General features: G+C 57.2%; 24 protein-coding genes and 1 pseudogene. 5 read left to right on the forward strand and 20 right to left on the reverse strand.

Annotation, left to right across the window (positions count from 1 at the left end):
* Positions 1 to 26 precede the first annotated feature (26 nt).
* From H7R58_RS12690 to H7R58_RS12720, 7 genes and pseudogenes are all read right to left on the reverse strand, one after another.
* Positions 27 to 899, reverse strand: coding sequence for an oxygenase MpaB family protein (locus H7R58_RS12690; protein WP_106926736.1), 873 nt, complete (start codon positions 897 to 899; stop codon positions 27 to 29).
* 17 nt (positions 900 to 916) lie between these two features.
* On the reverse strand, positions 917 to 1,792 hold the full coding sequence (locus H7R58_RS12695) for an NAD(P)-dependent oxidoreductase (protein ID WP_182930482.1): 876 nt from the start codon (positions 1,790 to 1,792) through the stop codon (positions 917 to 919).
* Between the two features lie 117 nt (positions 1,793 to 1,909).
* A pseudogene (locus H7R58_RS12700) lies at positions 1,910 to 2,843 on the reverse strand (MurR/RpiR family transcriptional regulator).
* Positions 2,809 to 3,759 (reverse strand): ABC transporter substrate-binding protein, encoded by a 951-nt coding sequence (locus tag H7R58_RS12705; RefSeq protein WP_182930481.1) that lies wholly within the window; start codon positions 3,757 to 3,759, stop codon positions 2,809 to 2,811. Before H7R58_RS12705 ends, H7R58_RS12700 begins: the two are co-directional and overlap by 35 nt.
* Before the next feature lie 6 nt (positions 3,760 to 3,765).
* Positions 3,766 to 4,818 carry a FecCD family ABC transporter permease gene (locus H7R58_RS12710; RefSeq protein WP_182930480.1) on the reverse strand — a complete coding sequence of 351 codons (1,053 nt, stop codon included), beginning with the start codon at positions 4,816 to 4,818 and terminating at the stop codon, positions 3,766 to 3,768.
* Positions 4,815 to 5,840 (reverse strand): FecCD family ABC transporter permease, encoded by a 1,026-nt coding sequence (locus tag H7R58_RS12715; protein ID WP_106926728.1) that lies wholly within the window; start codon positions 5,838 to 5,840, stop codon positions 4,815 to 4,817. Before H7R58_RS12715 ends, H7R58_RS12710 begins: the two co-directional genes overlap by 4 nt.
* Complete coding sequence (locus H7R58_RS12720) at positions 5,840 to 6,661, reverse strand: ABC transporter ATP-binding protein (RefSeq protein WP_106926726.1); 822 nt, start codon at positions 6,659 to 6,661, stop codon at positions 5,840 to 5,842. The genes H7R58_RS12715 and H7R58_RS12720 overlap by 1 nt, the downstream gene beginning before the upstream one ends.
* Before the next feature lie 514 nt (positions 6,662 to 7,175).
* Between H7R58_RS12720 and H7R58_RS12725 the strand changes: the two genes are divergently transcribed.
* Together H7R58_RS12725 and ldtC are read left to right on the forward strand one after the other, a co-directional pair.
* On the forward strand, positions 7,176 to 9,257 hold the full coding sequence (locus tag H7R58_RS12725) for a TonB-dependent siderophore receptor (RefSeq protein ID WP_227674221.1): 2,082 nt from the start codon (positions 7,176 to 7,178) through the stop codon (positions 9,255 to 9,257).
* A 142-nt stretch (positions 9,258 to 9,399) separates the two neighbouring features.
* On the forward strand, positions 9,400 to 10,359 hold the full coding sequence (ldtC, locus tag H7R58_RS12730; protein ID WP_106926722.1) for a L,D-transpeptidase LdtC: 960 nt from the start codon (positions 9,400 to 9,402) through the stop codon (positions 10,357 to 10,359).
* A 90-nt stretch (positions 10,360 to 10,449) separates the two neighbouring features.
* Here ldtC and bhsA read toward each other — a convergent pair whose 3' ends face one another.
* Entirely contained in the window at positions 10,450 to 10,707 is a 258-nt protein-coding gene (gene bhsA, locus H7R58_RS12735) for a multiple stress resistance protein BhsA (protein WP_106926720.1), read from the reverse strand.
* A 245-nt stretch (positions 10,708 to 10,952) separates the two neighbouring features.
* On the opposite strand from bhsA, the gene H7R58_RS12740 reads away from it, so the two are divergent.
* Positions 10,953 to 11,588 (forward strand): TetR/AcrR family transcriptional regulator, encoded by a 636-nt coding sequence (locus tag H7R58_RS12740; RefSeq protein ID WP_182930478.1) that lies wholly within the window; start codon positions 10,953 to 10,955, stop codon positions 11,586 to 11,588.
* 54 nt (positions 11,589 to 11,642) lie between these two features.
* Here the strand turns inward: H7R58_RS12740 and H7R58_RS12745 are convergent, their stop codons facing one another.
* The 11 genes from H7R58_RS12745 to H7R58_RS12795 form a co-directional block, all read right to left on the reverse strand.
* Positions 11,643 to 12,179: a glycine zipper 2TM domain-containing protein gene (locus H7R58_RS12745; RefSeq protein WP_106926716.1), complete on the reverse strand. Its 537-nt coding sequence runs from the start codon at positions 12,177 to 12,179 to the stop codon at positions 11,643 to 11,645.
* A 262-nt stretch (positions 12,180 to 12,441) separates the two neighbouring features.
* Positions 12,442 to 13,746, reverse strand: a complete 1,305-nt coding sequence (locus tag H7R58_RS12750) for an NAD(P)/FAD-dependent oxidoreductase (protein WP_106926714.1) — start codon at positions 13,744 to 13,746, stop codon at positions 12,442 to 12,444.
* 273 nt (positions 13,747 to 14,019) lie between these two features.
* Entirely contained in the window at positions 14,020 to 14,562 is a 543-nt protein-coding gene (gene ycfP / locus H7R58_RS12755) for an alpha/beta hydrolase YcfP (protein ID WP_106926712.1), read from the reverse strand.
* A 38-nt stretch (positions 14,563 to 14,600) separates the two neighbouring features.
* The gene (gene nagZ, locus H7R58_RS12760) at positions 14,601 to 15,614 is read right to left on the reverse strand and encodes a beta-N-acetylhexosaminidase (protein ID WP_182930477.1); all 1,014 of its coding nucleotides are present in this window, start codon (positions 15,612 to 15,614) and stop codon (positions 14,601 to 14,603) included.
* The gene (thiK, locus tag H7R58_RS12765; RefSeq protein WP_182930626.1) at positions 15,614 to 16,456 is read right to left on the reverse strand and encodes a thiamine kinase; all 843 of its coding nucleotides are present in this window, start codon (positions 16,454 to 16,456) and stop codon (positions 15,614 to 15,616) included. The genes nagZ and thiK overlap by 1 nt, the downstream gene beginning before the upstream one ends.
* A complete protein-coding gene (gene lpoB / locus H7R58_RS12770; protein WP_181358000.1) occupies positions 16,437 to 17,075 on the reverse strand; it encodes a penicillin-binding protein activator LpoB in 639 nt (212 codons plus the stop codon). Before lpoB ends, thiK begins: the two co-directional genes overlap by 20 nt.
* Positions 17,076 to 17,097: 22 nt before the next feature.
* A complete protein-coding gene (locus H7R58_RS12775) occupies positions 17,098 to 17,472 on the reverse strand; it encodes a YcfL family putative periplasmic lipoprotein (RefSeq protein ID WP_106926704.1) in 375 nt (124 codons plus the stop codon).
* Positions 17,473 to 17,475: 3 nt separating this feature from the next.
* Positions 17,476 to 17,832: a purine nucleoside phosphoramidase gene (gene hinT / locus H7R58_RS12780; protein WP_106926702.1), complete on the reverse strand. Its 357-nt coding sequence runs from the start codon at positions 17,830 to 17,832 to the stop codon at positions 17,476 to 17,478.
* A 133-nt stretch (positions 17,833 to 17,965) separates the two neighbouring features.
* On the reverse strand, positions 17,966 to 18,280 hold the full coding sequence (locus H7R58_RS12785; protein WP_223878932.1) for a YdbL family probable chaperone protein: 315 nt from the start codon (positions 18,278 to 18,280) through the stop codon (positions 17,966 to 17,968).
* Between the two features lie 20 nt (positions 18,281 to 18,300).
* On the reverse strand, positions 18,301 to 18,492 hold the full coding sequence (locus tag H7R58_RS12790; RefSeq protein ID WP_106926698.1) for a YnbE family lipoprotein: 192 nt from the start codon (positions 18,490 to 18,492) through the stop codon (positions 18,301 to 18,303).
* The gene (locus tag H7R58_RS12795; RefSeq protein ID WP_182934372.1) at positions 18,489 to 21,131 is read right to left on the reverse strand and encodes a YdbH family protein; all 2,643 of its coding nucleotides are present in this window, start codon (positions 21,129 to 21,131) and stop codon (positions 18,489 to 18,491) included. The genes H7R58_RS12790 and H7R58_RS12795 overlap by 4 nt, the downstream gene beginning before the upstream one ends.
* 309 nt (positions 21,132 to 21,440) lie before the next feature.
* Here H7R58_RS12795 and H7R58_RS12800 point away from each other — a divergent pair, with 309 nt between their 5' ends.
* Both H7R58_RS12800 and hslJ read left to right on the forward strand, forming a co-directional pair.
* Entirely contained in the window at positions 21,441 to 22,430 is a 990-nt protein-coding gene (locus tag H7R58_RS12800) for a 2-hydroxyacid dehydrogenase (protein ID WP_106926694.1), read from the forward strand.
* Between the two features lie 125 nt (positions 22,431 to 22,555).
* A complete protein-coding gene (hslJ, locus tag H7R58_RS12805; protein ID WP_106926692.1) occupies positions 22,556 to 22,996 on the forward strand; it encodes a heat shock protein HslJ in 441 nt (146 codons plus the stop codon).
* A 3-nt stretch (positions 22,997 to 22,999) separates the two neighbouring features.
* Here hslJ and H7R58_RS12810 read toward each other — a convergent pair whose 3' ends face one another.
* Positions 23,000 to 23,266, reverse strand: coding sequence for a putative hemolysin (locus H7R58_RS12810; protein ID WP_182930475.1), 267 nt, complete (start codon positions 23,264 to 23,266; stop codon positions 23,000 to 23,002).
* Between the last annotated feature and the right edge of the window lie 99 nt (positions 23,267 to 23,365).

Here is a 23,365-nt window from a genome sequence, read left to right on the forward strand (position 1 = left end):
AACCGGCACCCCGTGCCGGTTTTTTATTATCCCTCTCGCTGCATTCGTCGCATCGCGCAGTGGTAGGCACCATTGCGAACCGAACGCCGCAGGATGGCGGCAATCAAACGCACACCGCCGCGTACCGCACGCCGTTCGATCGGGCTCAGCCGTAAATCCAGCATGTCTTGCGCCCAGCCGGGCAGCAGATCGATTCCTGCCTTGATGAAAATCACCCCGGCGGGCTGCGCCAACCGGCCGGGCAGTCGCGTCGTCATGAGCACCCTCGCCACCTCACGCGTCCGTTCGTCGCAGCGCAGCTGTGGGCGCATTCGCGCCAGATAGTCCGCCACCGCGTCCGGCGTCTTCGGCACGTTTCGCGCGCCCAGCCGCTCGGCGATGCTGGCCGATTCGATAAAATACTGGGCCTGTCGCGCAGGACTCACCACCGTACGCCGATAGCGCAGGTGCGAGGCCATAAACGAACGGCATTCCGCAACGTGCACCCAGGTCAGTAAGTCCGGGTCGTTAGCCGCATACGGCGTACCATCGTTATCTACGCCGTTAATTCGCGCGTGAATCGCGTTGACTTTGGCAATCAATCGCTCGGCGTCTGGCTCGGTCGCAAACGTTGTTGCGGAAATGAACTGGCTGGTACGCCGCAGGCGACCGAAAATATCGTCACGAAATGACGAATGATCCCAAACGCCTGCCAGCGCCAAGGGGTGCAGCATTTGCAGCAGCAACGCGCTGATGCCACCGCACAGCATGGAGGTAAAATCGCCGTGCACCGGCCAGATGGCCGACTGCGGGCCAAACAGTCCCGGATCGCCGATAGGATGCTCGAAGTCTATTTCTTTCAACGCCATCCCCGTCAGGCCCAGTACCTGCTGCTCAATACGCTGACGTAGCCACTCCATTGCCCCCTCCCCGCACGTTAGATTTGACGCGCGTTATCAAGCCACGCGTACACCGCCGCCAGATCCTGCTCGGCCAGCCCGCCCTGCGCTGCGTTCTCCCACAGTGTGGCAATATCGCTCATCATCGGCATCGTGCCTTGCGGCGCGTTTGCCAGCGCCAGACGCGCATCCTTCAGCGCATGCTGTAGCTGCATCTGCGGGGTATAGTCGTTCTCGCGGATCATCGCCAGCTTCCCTTTCACGTACGGTGCTGCCAGCGGGCCGCCTTCCAGCGTTTCCCAAAGCTTGTCCGCCGTGAAGCCAAACTGTTTTGCCAGCTGCATGCTTTCCGCCACGCCCTGCATCATGGCAATCAGCCAGGCGTTGATCACCAGCTTCATTTTCTGGCTGTTACCCACCTCACCGTACCACTGTGTCCCGCGAGAAATCGCGTCAAACACCTGCTGCGCCGCCTCGGCGCGGGTGCGATCGCCGCTGGCCATCACCAGGATCTGCGCATTTTCAGCCGGGGCTTTAGTACCGGATACCGGTGCATCGAGGTAGAGCATATCCGGGCGCAGCGCGTGAAGCTGCGCGACCGCATTCGCGGTTTCCTGAATCCCGATAGTCCCCATCTGGCAGAAAGTCGCCCCCTGCTGGCAGGACGGGGCTACGGCGCGGATCAGCGACTGCGTCGCATCGCCGTCGGTCAGCATGGCGATAACCACCTGCGCATCGGCGACCGCCAGCGCAGGGTTATTACACAGCTGTAACCCCGCGTGCTCGAGGTCCTCGCCACGGCCTGGCGTGCGGTTCCAGCCGTATACCGTGAAGCCTTTTTTTAGCAGATTGGCCGCAAATGCGTGCCCCATTGCGCCCAATCCCAGAACCGCTACCGCGGGCAGTGCCTTCATTTCTCTCTCCTCACATGCTCGGTCGTTTTTTGTAGCCTGATGATTTTCCGGTCATAATGCAACCGGTTAGTCCATCATAGTGTCCGCCGTTGAGGTCTGGCATTAGCGAGGGTTGCGCTATTCGCTTTTTCGCCCACCGGATTTGCCGATGGCTTTGTGAAGATCGTTAATGCGTTTCATGGAGCGTAGCGTGCGCTGCGAAGCCGTCGACGCGACCGACAGCACCAGCATCTCCAGGCACACCATCACCGTCCCGTGCAACGGCACACGGCCGTTTTCACCACGTGGAACATGGATGACCACCTGAGACATTTCGCTAAACCGCGAGTCGGTTGCCTGGGTCAACAAAATCGTCGGAATACCCAAACGTGCGGCCTCGCGCAGGGTCGTCAGCCCTTCACGGTGCGGAGACTTTTGCCCCATCATAATCAGCACATCGCCACGCTGGAGTGAAATTAACTGTTCAGCCAGGCTAAATCCGGTGCGATTAAGGACATACGACGGCAGGCCGATACGGTTGAACATTCGCGCGGTATAGTCGGTGAGAATACCCGATGCCCCAATGCCAAACAGCGCAACCTGACGGGCGTCGCTCAGCAGCGCGACGGCGCGAGCGATAGCCGCACGGTTATCCGGTGTGGCCAGTACTTCACAGGCGCGCAGGTGTCCTTCCAGGACAAAATCAATGCTGGCGCTGACGTCGCTGGTTAGCGTCGCCACGGTAGAGGCCATTTTTTCTGATGACGTGATGGTCGGGCCAAACCAGTGCTGCATCGTTTGCTTAAGGTCACGTAGCCCGGCGAAGCCTAGCGCCTGAATGGCGCGCACCACCGTCGCATCTGAGGTTTGCGTCGCCGCTGCAATCTCCATTGCCGTGTGGTCAAGCACCGCTTCGCGGTTATCGTCAATCCAGTGCGCCACGGCTAATAGCCGTGGCGACAGCTGTGCCGCCCGGTTGCGCAGGCGCTCGCCGAACAAATCTACCCGTTTTTTTTCCTTACGCTGCACGCTCTGGCTCATTTGCCCTCCGAGGCAAGCGGTCTTCCGGCAATCTGGGACTGCACCTGCGCCACCAGCAGGCTCAACGCCGCATACGAGTTGGAGATAACTTCATCGCGCGGCAGCAGGACATAGTGCCCGGTACGGCAGGCGCGCATAAAATCGCACCAGCCCGGCATCACTTTTTCCATCTCATTGAGCTCATCCTGCGGTTTACCGCCGGTGTCGGAGCGCCAGGTGGCAAAGACAAAATCCGCGTCCAGATCCGGCATTTGTTCAGCGCTAACGTCGATTCGCTGTCCGTCGGGAATGCGTTCGATCAACGGCGGGAAATGAAAGCCGGCATCGCGCAGGACGCGGCCCAGTGAGTGGTATGAATGATGTACGGTCACTTTGCCATTATTGGCTTGAATGACCGATACGCTGATATTTTGCGTATCCACGGTCTGCTTGAGCTGCGCAATCTGCGTCTGATAGCGGTGGTCAAGCACCGCCAGCCGCGCCTGAGTGCCGGTAAGCTGCGCCAGTTTGCTGTAAATTCGCGGCGCACTGCCCAATAAATGGTCAATACTGACCGTGGGGGCAATTTTTGCCAACTGCTCTATCGGCACATTGCGGTTAGGCTCGGTGATAATCAGGTCAGGCTTTGCCGCCGCCACGGCCTCAAGATCGATATCAGCGGTGCCAATGAACGCGATGTCGCTATTCTCAAAATCCACGCCGGTGAGTTCGGCGCTGGCGCGCAGATAATGGCTACCGTCCGGCCGCGTACGCCCGTGGCTGGCAACCGGCGGCACGCCGAGTTCAATCAGCGGAATGGTAATATCGAGATCGTGCATCGATACAATGCGTTTCGGGTGCTCAGGCACCTGCACCACCCGCCCCAGATCGTCAGTAAATGCCTGCGTTTGCGCGCCAGCAACGGCGCTTATCAGCCACAAAACGGGCAATAACCCTCGAATGGTCATGGATCCTCACAAAGCGTCGCGGCGACGCCACAGCAGTAAAATAAAGAACGGACAGCCGATCAGGGAAATAATGATCCCCGCCGGAATTTGCAGCGGCGCAAACGCCAGGCGCCCAAGGGTATCGGTGAGCAACACCAGCAGTGCGCCAATCAGCGCACTGCCGGAAAGCAGCGCAACCTGCCCCCCGCGCAGTAAGAAGCGCGCCATATGCGGCGCCATCAGTCCGACAAATCCCAGGCTACCGACGCAGGATACGCTCGCCGCCGTCAGCAGCACCGGCGCGAAAAAGCGCAGCAGGGTCAGGCGCGAAAGGCGCACGCCCAGACTGCTGGCAACCGAATTGCCCAGCATCGCCACATCTGCAGCCCGCGCAGTCAGATACAGAATCACGACCGCAGGCAACGCCCACGCGACGGCCACAGCAAGCAGCGGCCAGGTCGCGGCGTGCAGGCTGCCGGCAAGCCAGGTCATCGCCGTCTGGACATCACGTATATCTGCGGTGGTGACAAACAGCCCCATCGCCGCCGACAGCGCCCATGACACGCCAATACCAATCAAAATAAAGCGCGGCCGTGAAAGATCCCGCGCCAGCACAATCACCAGCAGCGCCACCAGGACACCACCGACCATCCCCACCAACGGCCGCCAGGCCAGGCTTAGCGACGGGAAAACGAGGATCAGCGTCAGCACCACAACGCTGGTGCCTTCTTTTACGCCGATAAGCCCAGGGTCGGCCAGACCGTTACGGGTCATCGACTGCATCGCAGCGCCGGCCAGCCCCAGCATACCGCCGCAGAAAATCGCCATCAGCAGGCGCGGCAGGCGGATATCCCGCACGATATAAAGCTGCTGAGCGTTAAGCGACTGGGGATAAAACAACGCGCGCCCTATGTCGCTGGTAGGGATCGGTAACGAACCGCGCGTTACCCCATAGAGCAACAACAGCGCAATCATCACCGCCAGCAGTGCGCTAATTTTTAATAGCCTTGGGCGTAACAAAACCCGCCAGGGGCCTAGCATCAACGGGCGGAAGCCCGCTTTGGTCACCGCGCGCGTCATTTGAAATACCTCACGGCAATAGCGATAAACACCGGAGCCCCGATCAATGCGGTCATCACCCCCGTGGCGAGCTCCTGCGGGGCCAGCAGCCAGCGGGCAAGAATATCGGCCAGCAGCAGCAGCAGCGCGCCGGTCGGTAGCGCCAGCAACAGCCCAACGCGCACATCCTGCCCGGCCCAGCGACGAATCACATGTGGCACAACCAGCCCAATAAATCCGATCGGCCCGGCGATTGACACCGATGCGCCGCACAGCAGCGCAATCGCCACGACGCCCAGTAGCCGGGTCCGCGCCACCGACACGCCCAGCCCGCTGGCAACGCGGTCGCCCAACGCCAGAATATTCAGCCGCGGCGTCAGGCACGCCGCCATCAGCACACCCAATAGTGCCGGGAGGCAGGCCAGCTGTAGCGAGGGAAAATTCATACCGGCTAAATCACCGGCGAGCCAGGTGCGCATCGCCTGGAGCGTCTGCTCATCCAGGATCAAAATAGAGGCCGTTATCGCTGAAGCAAACGCCGATAGCGCCACGCCGCAGAGGGTTATTTTCATGGCCGTCGCCCCCGCGCGTCCGGCGCAGGCCAGCAACATGACCAGACCAAACAGGGCCGCCGCCCCGCCCGCTGCTGCCAGCGGGCGGCTGATACCCCAGTCGCTAAACGACACCCCTGCCGCCGAGCAGGCCACCACCGCCAGCGTGGCACCGGCGTTCAGGCCGAGGATATGCGGCTCACCTAAAGGATTGCGAATAACGGTTTGTAGCAACAGACCCGCCGCGCCAAGCGACGCGCCGGTGAGCAGCGCCGCCAGCAGTCGGGTTAATCGCAGGCTGACAATAATACGATGGTCAAAATTACGCGGATCGTAGTGGAATAAGGCCTCCACCACGACGCGCGGCGCAATCATCCGCGCGCCAAGGCCAAGATGGATAATCGCCGCCGCGCACAACAGCGCACCAAGCAGCATCAATGCCGAGAACGGACGGAAAGAACGCGGTCGCGCCAGCATGCTTTGCTCCGACATCAGGACAACGCCGAACGCGCGCAAAACGGCATAAACAACGGTTTGCCGGTCTGCGGGTTATGCAACATCTGCACGTCAACGTCGAACACCTGTTTGATCAGCGTCGGCGTGCACGTTTGCTGCTCATCAATCACGCCCGCAATACGCCCCTGCTTCATAAACACCAGCGTATCGGCGTAGTTAACGGCAAAATTGAGATCGTGCAGTACGGTAATGACCGTGCGCCCATGTTCGCGGGTCAGTTGCTGAAGGAGTTCAAGGATCTCCACCTGGTAGCGCAGATCGAGCCAGGTGGTTGGCTCATCCAGTAAAATGGTAGGGGTTTGCTGCGCCAGGGCCATAGCAATCCAGCAGCGCTGACGCTGGCCGCCGGAAAGACTGTCTACCGCCAGATGCGCATATTCCAGCGTCCCGGTCAGCCGAAGCGCCTCTTCCACCGCCAGCTCGTCCTGCTCTGACCACTGACGAATCAGCCCCTGCCAGGGATAGCGGCCACGCGACACCAGTTCAAATACCGTCAAACCTTCCGGGGTCAGCGGCGACTGCGGCAGCAGCCCCAACTGGCGTGCGACCTGCTTTGTCGGTTGCTGATGAATATCGCGACCATCAAGACGTACACAGCCGCCCAGCGGCTTGAGCATGCGCGCAATCGTATTCAGTAAGGTGGACTTACCCGACCCGTTAGCCCCTGCCAGCACCGTCATTTTACCGACGGGCAGCGTCAGGCTGATGTTATCGACAATTCGCTGATTACCGTATCCTGCGCACAGGGATTCCAGCACAATCCCGCTTTCCTGCGGGGTATCTTGCCGCTGAGGCATATTTCGTTCTCTCCGGCCGCAACGACGTGATATCGTTTCGCACTTTAAATAAATCTCATTCTCTTTTGATCATGCAATGACGTAATGTAGTAGTCAAGCTCGCTACATTACCACTTTGCTTCATAAGGTTTTCGAGCGCCGCCGCGTTCCGCCAGACACATCATGAACAATAAAAATATAAATATTCAAATAGTTAAAACACACCACCTCGTTACTCTCGCCCCTGAAAGCCTGCGTTACCTGTGCCTTATAAATTTATTCCTCCATGCATTTACTACTACATTTCGTCATGTTTGAATGATTCTCATTACATATCCGGAACGTTTATAACGCTTGTGAACGGATAGATTTTGCGATTCAGGGCAATGATTTTTATACAATTTGTCTGCCGTCCATCGGCAGATTTTTTATGGGAAACAGAGAGATGACACAGTTATCCCCGACGTTCACGGGAACTACCGGGCGCGCGCTTTTTTCACTGCTTTTTCTGGGGGCGGTCGCGTCCCCTTCGCTGATGGCGGCGGAAGCACAGCCGCAGGGTGACGCGGCAAAAAAAGAAGAATCCATGACGGTGGTCGGCGCGACCGCGCAGGCAGATCGGGACGTGACGGACGGCTACCAGCCGCTCAGCAGCTCGACGGCCACGTTGACCTCAATGCCTATGCTCGATATTCCGCAGGTGGTGAATACCGTCAGCGATCGAGTACTGGCCGATCAGCATGCAACTTCACTCGATGAAGCGCTGTATAACGTCGCCAACGTTGTGCAAACCAATACCCTCGGCGGCACCCAGGATGCCTTCACCCGTCGCGGCTTTGGTGCAAACCGCGACGGTTCGATTATGACCAACGGTCTACGTACCGTATTGCCGCGCAGTTTTAATGCCGCGACGTCGCGTGTTGAAGTGTTGAAAGGACCCGCCTCGACGCTGTATGGCATACTCGATCCCGGCGGGCTGATTAATGTTGTCACCAAACGCCCGGAACGTACCTTTTCGGGTGATATTTCCGCCACCTCCAGCAGCTTCGGCGGCGGTACCGGACAGATTGACGTCACCGGGCCTATCGACGGTACCCGTCTGGCCTATCGCCTGGTTGGTGAATACCAGAATGAAGATTACTGGCGCAGCTTTGGTCAGTCGCGTAGCAGCTTTATTGCCCCTTCCCTGACCTGGTTTGGCGATGACGCCACGGTTAACCTGTCGTGGTCCCACCGGAACTACAATACGCCTTTCGATCGTGGCACAATTTTTGACCTGAATACCGGTCAGGCGGTTAACGTACCGAGTAAAGAACGCTTCGACGAACCGTTTAACATTACCGACGGCAATTCTGACCTCACGCAGTTGAACGCGGAGTACCGTCTCAATAGCCAATGGACCGCGCGTTTCGACTACAGCTTCAGCCAGGATATGTACAGCGACAACCAGGCGCGCGTGATGGCCTATGACGCCAAAACCGGCGACCTGACCCGCCGCGTCGACGCCACGCAGGGTTCAACCCAGCGCATGCATGCCACGCGGGCAGATTTACAAGGAAACGTGGTGATCGGTGGCTTCTATAATGAGCTGCTCACCGGCATCGCCTATGAGAATTATGACCTGCTGCGCACGGATATGATCCGCTGTAAGAATGTTAAAAAGAGCCTTAATATCTACAATCCGGTGTACGGTACGCTGGATAAATGCACCACCGTGTCGGCTGCCGACAGCGATCAGCGTATTCAGCAGGAAACCTACGCCACCTATTTACAGGACGCGTTATATCTGACGGATAAATGGATTGCGGTCGCGGGCGTGCGCTACCAGTACTACACCCAGTATGCGGGCAAAGGCCGTCCGTTCCAGGCAAATACCGACAGCCAGGATGAAAAACTGACGCCGAAATTCGGCCTGGTGTACAAACTGTCGCCGCAGGTCTCGCTATTCGGTAACGTCGCGCAGTCGTTTATGCCGCAGTCCTCTATTGCCAGCTACATTGGCGATCTGCCGCCGGAAGAAGCAACCTCCTACGAAGTCGGCGCCAAGTTCGACCTCTTCGACGGTGTAACGTCGAACGTGACGTTCTTTGATATCCACAAACGCAACGTGCTGTATACCGAAACCATCGGCGATGAAACCTACGCGAAAACCGCCGGGAAAGTCCGCTCACGGGGGATTGAAGTTGACGTTGCCGGTTCATTGACCGACAACCTGAATATTATCGGCAGCTATGGCTACACCGACGCGAAGGTTCTGGAAGATCCGGACTATGCGGGTAAGCCGCTGCCGAACGTGCCGCGCCATACCGGTTCGCTATTCCTGACCTATGACATTCACAACGTCTACGACAGCAATACCTTAACCGTAGGCGGCGGTGGTCACGCTCTGAGCCGCCGTTCCGGCACCAACGGCGCGGACTACTACTTACCGGGTTATGCCGTCGCGGACGTTTTCGCCGCGTACAAAATGAAGCTGCAATATCCGGTCACCTTGCAGGTTAACGTTAAGAACCTGTTTAACAAGACCTACTATACCTCGTCAATTGCCAGCAATAACCTGGGTAACCAGATTGGCGACCCGCGTGAAGTGCAGTTTACGGTGAAAATGTCCTTCTGATCCTGCCGCCCGGGGCCAGCGTACGTGCAGGCTTCGGGCTTTACATACTCTTTCAATCCATCGTCACTTCCCTACAGTATCCTTACGCATAATAGCCACTTTAACTTTTGGACAACATTTGTGACTTTGAGGGATTAGCGCGATGCGACACACACTGCAACTTTCACGCTGGCTGGCCGGGATTGTGCTTGCCGTCAGCGTTGCGCTGCCGGTCAGCGCCAACACCTGGCCGCTGCCGCCGCCGGGTAGCCGCCTGGTGGGTGAAAACCGCTTCCACGTCGTCGAAAACAACGGCGGTTCACTGGAAGCCATTGCGAAAAAATATAACGTCGGTTTCCTGGCGCTGCTGCAGGCCAATCCAGGCGTTGACCCTTACGTACCGCGTCCCGGCAGCGTGCTGACCATCCCGCTGCAGACGCTGCTGCCGGATGTACCGCGTGAAGGCATTGTGCTTAACCTCGCCGAGCTACGGCTGTATTACTATCCGCCGGGCAGCAATACCGTCACCGTTTACCCTATTGGCATCGGTCAGCTTGGCGGCACCACGGTGACACCGACCATGGTCACCACCGTCTCCGATAAACGCGCCAATCCGACCTGGACGCCGACGGCCAACATCCGCGCACGCTACCGCGCGCAGGGCATCGAGCTGCCTGCTGTCATGCCGGCCGGGCCGGACAACCCGATGGGCCATCACGCCATTCGTCTGGCGGCCTACGGCGGTGTGTACCTGCTGCACGGCACCAATGCCGATTTCGGCATCGGTATGCGCGTGAGCTCCGGCTGTATTCGCCTGCGCGATAACGACATTAAAGCGTTGTACGATAAGGTGTCCCCGGGCACTAAAGTGAACATTATTAATACGCCGATCAAAGCGTCTATTGAGCCAAACGGCGTGCATCTGGTCGAGGTCCACCAGCCGTTGTCTGAGCATATTGATGACGATCCGAAAACGCTGCCGATTGTGCTGAATGCCAGCATGCAGGCGTTTAGCCAAAGCGCGGGTACCGATGCGGAAGTGATGAATAAAGTCATGACCGTGCGTTCCGGTATGCCGGTCGATGTGACCCGCCATCACGGCGTCACGCAGCAAAATATGTAGAAAAAACGCTGAAAAGTAAAAGGCCCTGAGCGGGATACGCTCAGGGCCTTTTTTATTGCAGTGACATAAGCATTATGAGGGTTTTAACGCTTATTTATAGATTACCGCAGTGCCGTGGAGGGAGTTCGGACCGCTAACAGAGGTGATGCGGAAAGATTTCGCACCCATTTCGTCAGCTTTCTGCGCTAATTCTTGTTCCAGGGATGCCAGGTTCGGGCCTGCGGATGCGGCAATGTTGCCGACTTTATGCTGGTCTGCCGGAGTGGATTGCACTTCAACAGCGGCAAAACTTGCAAATGACAGAGAGCTCAGTACAGCGGCGATGGCCAGGGTTTTTACGTTTTTCATGATTGTTACCTTGCAGATGAATTTTGTAGGTCAGACGTTATTAACTTAACGATCGATAAGATAATAATAATGAGATCCAGGTCACACGTCAACGTATTTTTATAACGACCGTTTATTTATTATAAATTCATATATTTTTCATACAAATATGATGAATTCGTATTTCTCGGCGGAAGCGCTAGCCCCCGTCGCAGATTATTTTTATAATGACCGTTCACTAATCACCGACTGAGGTAGGCGGCACGATGACAACTGACACGCAAGGTTGCGCGAAAAAAGGCCGTGGGCGACCTAAAGTATTCGACCGGGAAGCGGCGCTTGATAAAGCGATGACGCTATTCTGGCAGTATGGTTACGAAGCAACATCCCTCTCCGACCTTGTCGAGGCTACGGGGGCAAAGGCACCGACGCTGTACGCTGAATTTGTGAATAAAGAGGGGCTGTTCCGCGCCGTTCTCGATCACTATATCAGCCGCTTTGCATCGAAGAATGAAGCCTGTCTGTTTTGCGAAGAACAGACGCTCATTGAAGCGTTACGCAACTATTTCACCGCTGTCGCAACCTGCTTTACCAGCAAGGACACGCCGGCGGGCTGCTTTATGATTAACACCTCGGCGGCCCTGGCGGCGTCTTCTAAAGAGATCGCGAAGACTATCAAGTCACGCCACGCGGTACAGGAGCAGACGCTGAGCCAGTTCCTGCAGCTGCGGCAAGCGCGCGGGGAAATCCCGGCAGAGAAAAACGTCGCCGAACTGGCGCTGTTCCTGGGCTGTATTTTACAGGGCATGTCAATCAGCGCTCGCGAAGGGGCAAGCTTTGAAACGCTGATGCAAATTACGGAAACCACCCTGCGTCTGTGGCCGCAGATGATTGCCGCATAAAAAAACGCCCCGCAGTCGGGGAGACGACGGGGCGAATCGCACACTCATGCTTTTTTAGGCTTTATTCAGTACCAGCTGGCCGTTGCTGTCCAGCGGGATCTGGCTACCAGGCTGTTTATCCATGCGGATTTTTCCCTGCTGGTCGCCGATTTTATAAGTCACATCATAGCCGAGCGTCTTCTCAGACTTGTCATACACCGTCTTACAACGCTGCTCGGTGGTGGTGTAGGTATCGTTGTTCTGCATCGCACCCTGCACCTGATTACCGGCATAGCCGCCGCCCAGCGCACCGACGACGGTGGCAACGTCTTTACCTCGCCCGCCGCCGAACTGATGACCAATGACACCGCCTGCCACCGCGCCCAGCACTGAGCCAGCGATACGATTTTCATCCTGGACCGCACGACGGTGGGTGACCGTCACGTTGCGGCACTCTTTACGCGGGTTTTTTACGGTTTCCTTGATGGGCGTAGCGGAGATCACCTGCGCATACTGCGGGCCGCGATCGAAGACATTCATACTCGCCACGGCAGCCACCCCAAGCGCGGCGGCGACGCCAATACCCATACCCGCCAACATTGATTTATTCACGGGACATCCTCCTTTGTTGCTATTGGTAACAATTGTGCAACTTAAGGTAAATGAGCGCTATCAGACAAAAGCCCAAAAGCAGGATTTTCTCTGGCGAAAGAGGTGTTTGAGAGAATTCTGAAGGCCAACGAGAGGATAAACACGGGTAACGATTTGAAACCTGGAAAGCGTGGCACCATCAGGCTACGTTGGCATGTATTGCCGAATAGCGCTGTGCCAATCCGGCCTGCACGCATCAGAACATGCAGGCCGGGTGCGGAGATTAGTGCAGCTTCAGACGCGGGCGAATGACGCGGTTGATACTTCCCACCAGCATCATCAGACCGGTTTTGCAGTAACCGTGCAGCGCAATCTGGTGCATACGATACAGCGAGATATACACCATACGGGCAATACGCCCTTCTACCATCATTGAGCCGCGCATCAGGTTGCCCATCAGGCTGCCAACGGTCGAGTAGTTGGACAGTGACACCAGAGAGCCGTGATCCTTATAGGTGTACGGCTTCAGCTCTTTGCCTTTCATCTGTGCCAGAATGTTATTCAGCGCACAGGTTGCCATCTGGTGTGCAGCCTGGGCGCGCGGCGGCACAAAGCCCCCTTCAGGACGCGCGCAGGATGCGCAGTCGCCGATCGCATAGATATCCGGGTCGCGGGTGGTTTGCAGCGTCGGCTCCACCACCAGCTGATTAATGCGGTTGGTTTCCAGCCCGCCGATCTCTTTCATAAAGTCCGGCGCTTTGATGCCTGCCGCCCACACCATCAGATCGGCCTGAATATATTCGCCGTCTTTGGTGTGCAAACCGCCCTGGTCTGCGCTGGTCACCATCGTTTGGGTCAGTACGCGCACGCCCATTTTAGTCAGTTCGCTGTGCGCTGCGCCGGAAATGCGCGGCGGCAGCGCGGGCAGAATGCGTTCGCCGGCTTCCACCAGCGTGACGTTCAGCGCTTCATTGCTCAGGCCTTTATAGCCGTAGCTGTGCAGCTGTTTCACCGCGTTGTGCAGCTCAGCCGACAGCTCAACGCCGGTCGCCCCGCCGCCGACAATCGCAATGTTGACCTTGCCATTCGCGCCAAGGTTAGCCGAATATTTCAGGAACAGGTTCAGCATTTCCTGGTGGAAACGACGCGCCTGATGCGGGTTATCGAGGAAGATACAGTGCTCTTTCACGCCCGGGGTGTTGAAATCGTTCGAGGTGCTGCCCAGCGCCATCACCAGTGTGTCATACGCCAGCTTACGCTCCGGCACCAGCAGCTCGCCCTTTTCATCGCGCAGCTCGGCCAGCGTAATGGTTTTTGCTTCGCGGTTGATGTCCATCACCGAACCCAGCTGGAACTGGAAATGATGATTACGCGCATGCGCCAGATAGCTCAGCGCATCTACGCCTTCGTCGAGCGAACCGGTCGCCACTTCGTGCAGCAGCGGCTTCCACAGGTGGCTATGGTTACGGTCTACCAGCGTAATTTTCGCTTTTTTACCGCGGCCAAGTTTGTGCCCCAGCTGAGTCGCCAGTTCCAGGCCGCCAGCGCCGCCACCTACAATTACAATTTTCTTCATTGGCGTAGTCACGAGACCCCCTTAAAATTTATTAACCAATTGTTAATTAAAAGTTATAAATATAGCCTTTAATTAACAACAAGTTACTAACAAGAAACCATTCAGCTGCAATGAGAATAACATGAATGGTGCATTGGTCATACCAAAATTGATGTGTATCAAGTTTTATCGCACAGAAGTTGAACGAACGGCGGCTAAGCCCGTAAAAAACGCCCGTGCCAGGTTAAAAATTAACAAAAAAAAGCCCCGGCGACTCGACGACGCCGGGGCTTTTCCGATCCGCGTTTAACCTAACGTTTTAAACGCTTTGATTCGCTGCAGGTGCGGCGAGATATTCTTGAACTTATGGCCCTGCTGTTCGTCCCAGATGATCTCGTAGTAATGATGCAGCATGTCAGCTGAACGCTGGCTATCCAGCGCGTCATCATGACGAGAGAGAATGGCCAGGCAACGATCGCGGTTTTTCTCACGGAAGTTATTGACGCACTTAGTGGCAATATCCACGTACTCTTCCGGGCGATCTATCTTGCCGTCCATGTTCTCGTTGGGGAACAGATTCGGGTTAAACATCACCTGGCGAATATCACACAGGAAACCGATACGTTCGGCCCAATAGCCACCCAGCCCCACGCCGCAAATCAGCGGACGCTCATCGGCGTTCAGCTGCAGCATTTTGTCCACTTCTTTAAGCAGATGCTGCATGTCATGCTTCGGATGCCGCGTGCTGTAGCTAATCAACCGTACATCCGGGTCGATAAACTGCAGCTGCAGCACTTTTTCATGGTTACCAGGGCTATTCGAGTCAAAACCGTGTAAATAGATAATCATCGCGTCCTCACCACACCATTACTCCCACACCGGGAGGGTTAATGACCAGCCTTCACATCCTGCCAGCGTTCATGGAGTTGTTCCAACTGAGCGCTAACCGTTTTCCAGCGGGCGGAGTCCATCAGTTCCTGACGGCTAAATGAACCTTTATGATACAACTTCGTAACACGCTCTGCGTTGATCGGTGACAGGTTATCCAGCACGCTCACCGCACCTTTACGATTATTGCAGACGAGGATCATATCGCAACCGGCATCGAGCGACGCCTGGCCGCGCTCGGCGTAGCTCCCCATAATTGCCGCGCCTTCCATCGACAGATCGTCAGAGAAAATAACGCCGTTGAACCCCAGCTCGCCGCGCAGTACGGTTTGCAGCCAATGGGCGGAACCGCTGGCTGGACGCGGATCGACCGCATCATAAATAACGTGCGCCGGCATAATCGCGTCCAGCGCATTCTCGGTAATTAACGTCCTGAACACCGCCATATCTTTTGCACGGATGTCCGCTTCCGGACGAGGATCGTGCGGCGTCTCTTTGTGCGAGTCGGCGGTGACCGCGCCGTGGCCCGGGAAATGTTTACCGGTCGTTTTCATACCGGCACTGTGCATACCGTCAATAAAATGGCGTGCCATCGCCAGCGCCTTTTGCGGGTCTTCATGATAGGAGCGCTCGCCGATGGCGGTGCAAATGTGCCCAACGTCGAGCACCGGCGCGAAGCTGATATCAATATCCATGGCGATCATTTCGCTGGCCATCAACCAGCCCGCCTCGGCCGCCATGCGCCCCCCTTGCTCTTCGCCCAGAACGGCGGCAAAAGACTGCGCGGCCGGCAGGCGGGTGAAACCTTCACGGAAGCGCTGCACGCGGCCGCCTTCCTGATCCACGGCCACCACCAGATGGTTACGCGACGCGCTGCGAATCTGGCGTACCAGCTCACGTAGCTGCGCCGGATCGTGATAGTTACGGGTAAACAGAATTAAGCCACCCACCAGCGGGTGCGCCAGAATCTCACGTTCTTCGGCATCCAGCTCGTAGCCTTCCACATCCAACATTACTGGCCCCACACGGCCTCCTTATCATTCTTAAGCTGCTGCCAGGTTTCATTGGCCAGCGTGATAAATTGTTCGTCACCGGTCCGCTGCCAGCGACACTCGTACCAGCCCGCCATCAGCATCAGTACCCATGGTCGCCAGCGCATTGTCTGACGCCAAAGCCGTTCCGGCGGTATTCTCGCCAGCATGGCGTAGGCCTGCACCAGCTGATGACGCTGTTGATTGTCCTTCGTCCACACGGCCGCCAGCTCCAGGGCAACATCACCGTCACCGGCATATTCCCAGTCGATCAGACGTAAACCGTCTACCGTGTGCACAATATTGCCCGCGTGGACATCCATATGCAGCGGCGCCAGCCGTAACGGGCGCGGCTCCCCCTGCTGACGCAGGCGCTGCAAACAGCGAAGCCAGCGCGGGGTTCGTCGCGACGGGCTACACTGCTGCCAGTACTGCTCAAGCAGCGGCAACAAAGCGAGCCGCCAGCCGAATCGGCGCTGCTGGTGTAAATCATACAGGAGAGTGGCCAGCGGTCGAGGCGCCGGGAGCACGCTTTTGATCTCTCCGGCTAAAAAATCGACCGCCATCCAGCCGGGCGTATAAAAGATAGGCTTTGGCGCCAGCGTCGACGGTAGCTGACGCAGCGCATGATACTGGCGAAGGAATTCGCTTTCCGGCGCATCGGGCGCGTGATGCTGGCGTAGCACCAGCCGCCTTTCGCCGCATTGCAGAATACAGCTGCTGCCGCTCAGCCCTGAAGTTTCAGGGCTGGCGACGACGTGATAATGCGGAAATTCGCGTGACAACAGCGCGTCACGCGAGAGCTTACTGTTGCGCAACCGCACCCTTACCTGACCAGACGATTTCACCGCTTTGCACCAGCATCAGCTGCATTTGCAGCGTCGGCGCATTGACGTTGCCGGTGGCGTTGGTATACAGCACATACTGGGCGCCGACGTTGCGGGCAATCCCCATCGCTTTACTGCGCGAACCCAGGCTATCCTGCGGCGACAGGCCCAGCTGTTGTTTCGCTACCGCCAGCTGCTGCGCAGAGACCAGCGTGAACTTGCCGTTCCCCGCCAGCGCATTACGCAGCGCGGTGGTGGCTTCGCCCGCGTTCAGCGAACCGTTGGTGCGGTTGTTGACGCTATCGACCAGCAGAATGCTGCCCGCGTTAACGCCGCCGGTTTGCAGCATTTTTGCGACCAGCGGCTGCGTTGCGCCGTTCCAGTCGTAATGACGCACACGCGGCGTAGGCTGCGCTGGCGTTTCTCCGCCGTGCTCAATCGGCCCCGGCTGCTGCGGAATCGTCGGCACCGTCGGTACCGTTGGCACCGGCTGCTGCGGCTCAACAGGCTGCTGTGGCTGCTGCGGATTCGCCGTCTCTACCGGTGCAGGCTGTTGACGTACCGTACACCCGGCAAGCACGATTGCCAGCGAAGCAATCAACGCATAGCGACCCAATTTACTCATTCCTGTTTACCCCTCAGAGATAAAGATGCAGTCGGGCTTTATGCGCCCCCAAACCGTTAGCCGTCCCGTACAGGGTGACCGAGCCCATCGCGGGTATCGTCACGCTGCGCGGCGCCTCCAGCGGGTGCATTTCCAGCCCTCTGGCGTCATACCAATAAAAACGATAGTGAACGGTGACCGGCTCTCGCCTTTCATTGAACAGCTTTGCACTGGCGGTGGCCTGAATGTCCGACAGCGTCAGTTCAGGCTGTTCTGCGCTGATCCCGGCGGCCAGAACGTTGGACTCCATCACCAGCGTCTGCTGTTCACCGACGGCGATTTCCGGGCGTGAATGACACCCGGATAGCAGCGCCGTAGCCAGCAAAAGAACCAGACATGCCGATTTCATAAGTTAGCCTTTATGTGCCAGCATCGGCCCCAGCGGGCGCCCGCCCAGCAGGTGCATATGAATGTGGTAAACTTCCTGGCCGCCGTGACGGTTGCAGTTCATGATCAGGCGGTAGCCATCTTCGGCAATCCCTTCATCCTGCGCAATTTTGGCCGCCACCGTGACCATCCGCCCCAGCGTTTGCTCATGCTCCGCGCTAACGTCATTAGTGGTGGCAATCAGCGTATTTGGCACAATCAGAATGTGGGTTGGGGCCTGCGGAGAGATATCACGAAAAGCGGTCACCAGTTCATCCTGATACACCATGTCCGACGGGATTTCCCGACGAATAATTTTGCTGAAAATGGTTTCTTCTGCCATAACGAATTCCTTTATTATTGTCCTATGCCGTCGGTAAAAGCGTGGCCGACAAACAGGTTAGATGCCAGGATTATGAGCGAGTTACAGCCCTTCTTTCAACCGGAATAGACTTTTTCTTATCCCTGCCAGTATGTTACTTGCGCACCCACTGACCGTTAATCCCCTGCACATATTCCCCAGGCTGCGCTTTTTCAATCAGTTTTTTTCCAGCGAGCCGCGCCACGTCCTGCGGCGGCAGGTTATGACTTTGCGCAAGCTGCTGATAGCTCTCACTACGGGCCTGATTAATCTTTTTCACCAGCGCCAGCGTTTCACTGTCCTGCGCGATCGGCGCCAGATAGCCGCCCTGTGTTTCGCCTACCCGCCCCTGTGTGCGGGCGTCCGACAGCGTTAATGCCATCGCCTGCGCGCCGATCAGGCCCCCCAGCAAAACCGCGATTATACGCATTTGTCTTATCATCACCGGCCTCAGAATAGATCGCTACGCGATTTGAGCAGATCCTCAACGTCCTTATCGGCCTTGATGCGGATTTCATGCTCAATCTTGACGTTCATATTGATGGTAATCGGCTCTTTCGGCGCCGCCACCTCTATACGCGGTACACAGCCCGATAGCAATGCCGTTGCCGCGACGGCCAGCATGGCGATGGATAATTTCATTGTTGCTCCTTACATTCCTTGCCGCTACGACACGGCACCCCGGGAAGGGTCGCGTGTTGCTCAAGCCATGACTGAAGTTTGTCGCCAAAGCGCAGGCTTCGCCACAAATCAAAAACATTCTCCTGGTGCGTATAGTTGAGCTGCACCGTACTGCGTTTTTCATCCATCACCCCGGTACCGGTAACCGTGGCCTGAAGCGATAACTGTCCCAGACTATCGAGGTTAATGCGCGTCCACGAGCGTGAGATTTCCAGGTAGCGCAGCCAGTTGATGGCGGCGCCAGCGGCGATGTTGTCCGCAGCAACCGCATCGGCAGTGTCTTTATCAAGCCGGAGGGTCATCGGGCCCGGGTTATGCAGCCAGCCGTCTTTAATAATCCACTGACTGTCGTTCAGCCACAGCGGCAGCGCGCCATCGACCGCTCCGGACATTGCAAACTGTTTCGGGTTAACCGCGCTCACCAGTTCACTGGTCGAAATATGCTGTAAACGCAGCAGCGCCGCATCATGCTGCGGCAACCGCAGCTGCTGCATCGTCACCTTGCCGCCAAGCACATCAACGCTGACGTCGCTCAGCTGCAATGGCGATGCTTCGCTCCACGGCCAGGTGCCCTGAAGGTCGGCGGTCACGTTACGTGCGGTCACCTGGTTAACAATTTCGGCGATACGCAGCGAAACCGGACGTCGCGTCCCCAACTGCCAGACGCCCGACTTCAGACGGAACGGCAGCACAAAATCAACGCCATTAATTTCGTTATCCGGCATCCACGCGCTGCCGCTGCGCAGCACGCCGTGGCCGCCTGCTTCAAAGCCTTGGCCAGCGGCGGCGGAAAAGGCGACCTGTGCGTACAGCGACCCCTCGCGTAGCTTCATTTTCCAGTCCGGTGGCACCAGTGGCTGGAATACCGTCAGCGACTGCTTGGGCCACCACGCCTGGCCGCGCAGACGCTCACCGTCCCAGCGCCCGGTTACGCGCACCGGGCCGATAGCCTGCGCCTTGAGGTCACCTTTAAACTGAAAGAATGTGGGATCGCGCCCTTCCACGCTGAAGGTTAACGCCGAGGCAGGCAGTACGCTGCCGCCGGTAAAACGGGTTTCGCTGGCGTCCAGCGCCAATGCGCCGGTAAAGGACGGATGCTGTTCATTGCGGATCCAGTGAATCGGCTGCTCCAGCTTCAGGCGCGGCTTATCAATAGTCATGGTGCCGTACTGGAGCTTATCAAAACCGGTCGATAACGTATTGAGGACAATCGCGCTGTCGCGCCACTCTCCGGTGCCGGTCACATCCCAGCGCGCCTGCATCGGAGTGAAATGACCGTCGCCCCAGTAGCGCCACTGCCAGGTGCCTTTATCCGGCATAAAGTTGTCGGCCTGCCCATCAAGGTGCAGCACAAAATCCCCGGTCTGCTGCTCGTGGGCGCGAAGGATCGCCTGCAGGCGGCCATCAATCCCCTGAGTGGAGATTTTCACCCCGGCCAGCGGCCAGCGCACGTCGTCAATATTGAGCGCATCAATCACTCGCCCGCGTGAACGCAGCAGTGCCCCGGGCTGGAACGCCAGCACCGGCGTCATCAGCGGGCCGCTGAGATGTGCGGGCAGTTTGGCGTAGAAAATCAGATCGCCCTGCTTGGCTTCCCCCACCAGCTGAAGCGGCATGTCGCTGTTGTCCACACTGAGCACGCCGGGCCCCATGTTCAACACCGCCACGCCTTTGCCGGCATCGCCGGAGGTGAGCACGCTAAGACGACCGCTTACCTGCGTCTTATCTACCCCCTGCTGCCAGTTTTCCAGCTTCACGCCTACGCGCCCGCTCAGCGGAATACCGGCCTGATAAGGCCAGTTCCAGCGGCCATCGCTGATGGTGAGCCGTTGTTCGGTTAAGGTCCACGGCAAATCGACCAGCGGATCGTCTTCACCGCGGGCCATCATCACCAGTTGACCTTGATTACCGTCCCAGTTGAGCTCGGCGTCAACCGGAGACGGCACCTGAGGCACCTGAAACGTCGACTCGAGATGCCCTTTGATCGGTAAGCCATCCGGCACCAGCGGCAGCGTAAACTCCCCCAGCAGCTTTACCGGCGGTTCCCCGTCAAGCAGGCTAGCGCGAAACTCGCTGACCGTCAGCGCCTGCCCGTGCAGGCGGGCACGCAGTGCGACCTGCTCGCCCTCGTACGCGATGTCCTGGCGCTGCGGGGTGAGCGAAGACGTTAGCTTGCCCTGCCATTTTTGCCACGGCGAAATGCTGAGCGAATCAATCGTCAGCCAGGTATTGGGCAGCATTGACTGCCACTCCGCCAGCGTGCGCGGCGCACCAGGCACGGCATCGTTTTGCGGCAGTTTAGTAAAGCAGAGTGAGTTGAGGTTGACCGCCGCGGCGTGCAGTCGCCAGCGGCTTGGATGTGACAGGGTCACTTCTTTGAGCGTCGCCAGTTCGCAGTCGCCTACCAGATAGCGAAGATCGGGAATGCGTAGCGCCGAGCGGGTCAGCCGCGGGCTTTCGTTAAAGGCAATGCGCGTTCCGGCCGGAAGCCAGATGCCCACCAGCGTAGGAACCCAGTACCCCAACGTCATCACCAGCGTGAGCGGCAGCAGTACTAAAAGCAGGAGTAGCGCAATGATGGCTTTATATTTACCCTTCATGGGTGCAGTCATATCCAGATTGAAAAAGCAGTCATGCCTGGCCGCACAGCGGGCGGTCCAAAGGCGCATATTGTGTCATGTCAGACCAGATAGTGAAACCGCTGTGATGGATTAAGCGTAGCTGCTGCATAATAAAATGTGAGGAATTTCAGTTGATTCTGATTGAGATTACCTCTACGCGCCCCCATTTAAACGACCTATACTCATGCGTATATCTTTACGTATCCTTAGCATTCAAAACATTTTTATATTTTGTAAGATTTTTTGAATTATGCTAACTTGACTCTAAAATCATTGGAGAAAAGTCTCATGAAAATCGCCGTTTACAGTACAAAGCAGTACGATAAAAAGTATCTGCAAAATGTTAATCAGGCATATGGATTTGAGCTTGAGTTTTTTGATTTCCTGTTAACGGAGAAAACCGCCAAAACGGCCCATGGCTGTGAAGCGGTGTGTATTTTCGTTAACGATGACGGTAGCCGTCCGGTGCTGGAAGAGTTAAAAGCCAACGGCGTGAAGTACATTGCGCTGCGCTGCGCGGGCTTCAACAACGTCGATCTCGACGCGGCGAAAGAGCTGGGGCTGCGCGTGGTGCGCGTGCCGGCCTATGACCCGGAAGCCGTTGCCGAACACGCTATCGGCCTGATGATGACCCTGAACCGCCGCATTCACCGCGCCTATCAGCGCACCCGCGATGCCAACTTCTCACTGGAAGGGCTGACCGGTTTCACCATGTTCGGTAAAACCGCTGGCGTGATCGGCACCGGGAAGATCGGCGTTGCCGCCCTGCGTATTCTCAAAGGTTTCGGCATGCGCCTGCTGGCCTTTGACCCGTATCCAAGCGCTGCCGCGCTTGAACTGGGCGTGGAGTATGTCGACCTGCCGACGCTGTTTGCCGAGTCGGACATTATTTCACTGCACTGCCCGCTGACGCCGGAGAACTACCACCTGCTGAACGCCAGCGCATTTGAAAAAATGAAGAACGGCGTGATGATTGTTAACACCAGTCGTGGCGCCCTGATTGACTCCCAGGCGGCGATTGAGGCCCTGAAAACGCAGAAAATCGGCGCGCTGGGGATGGACGTCTATGAAAATGAACGCGATCTGTTCTTTGAAGATAAGTCGAATGACGTGATTCAGGATGACGTATTCCGTCGTCTTTCCGCCTGTCACAACGTGCTGTTTACCGGCCACCAGGCGTTCCTGACTGCGGAAGCCTTGACCAGCATCTCAGAAACCACGCTGCAAAACCTGCAGCAAATCGACACCGGCGCTGATTGCCCTAACGCTATCGCCTGATGTCCACCGCTCCCCGGCAACAACGGCCGGGGAGCATTTTCGGATAAGCCCCACAGACACGCCCCGCGTTAAAGTTAGACTTCAATATATTCACCAAACCAATAATTCAGAAGAAGTACTGTGCCATGAAGAACCTGTTTTTCCTGCTGGCGGCGGCCGCCCTTCTCTCAGGCTGCGTTTACAACAGCAAAATGTCGACCAACGGCGAGAGCCTTGCGCATCATCGCTTTGTGTTAGAAAGCGTGAACGGTAAGGCGGTCAGCAGCCATAGCGCTCCACTCGAGCTGAGCTTTGGCGAAAGACAGCCGATTCTGGAGCGGATTTATATTTCAGGCAGTATGTGCAACGGTTTTTCCGGCACCGCGACGTTACATAAAGGCGAGCTGAAGGCCACCGATCTGGCGATGACCCGAAAACTGTGCAGCGACCCACAGCTTAATTCGCTGGACGGAACGCTGAGCACCATGTTGCGCCAGGGCGCGCAGGTTGATTTAACCGAGCAGCAGCTGACCCTCGCCACGGCAGACCAGACGCTGATTTATCGCCTGGCCGATTTAGTGCATTAACGCTTAGTAATTACCGCAGGTGCCAACGGCAAGCGACTGTTCGCTGCAGCGTTTGCCGTTTGGCAGCGCGCACATACCGATACTGGAGCCGTCCAGCTGGCGCGCGGCAGAAAGTGATCCGCCAATCATCGCGCAGTTGGCTTCACCAGTGCTGGACATCGCCGCTCTCATTCCCGGCGTAACGTGTGCGGCAGTCGCCTGCTGAACGGGCTCACTGCTGCACGCAGATAATAATAGCGCCGCACACCCCACTAAAAACGCAGCTCGCATCTCTTCTCTCCGTATTGCAAAAATAAGAACAAACCTAAGCATCATAGGCAGCGCGAGCCGCTCCGTCGAGAGACGAAGTGCGCATTTATGCGCTGTAGA

It is taken from the genome of Klebsiella sp. WP4-W18-ESBL-05 (genome assembly GCF_014169075.1).
GTDB lineage: Bacteria > Pseudomonadota > Gammaproteobacteria > Enterobacterales > Enterobacteriaceae > Kluyvera > Kluyvera ascorbata_B.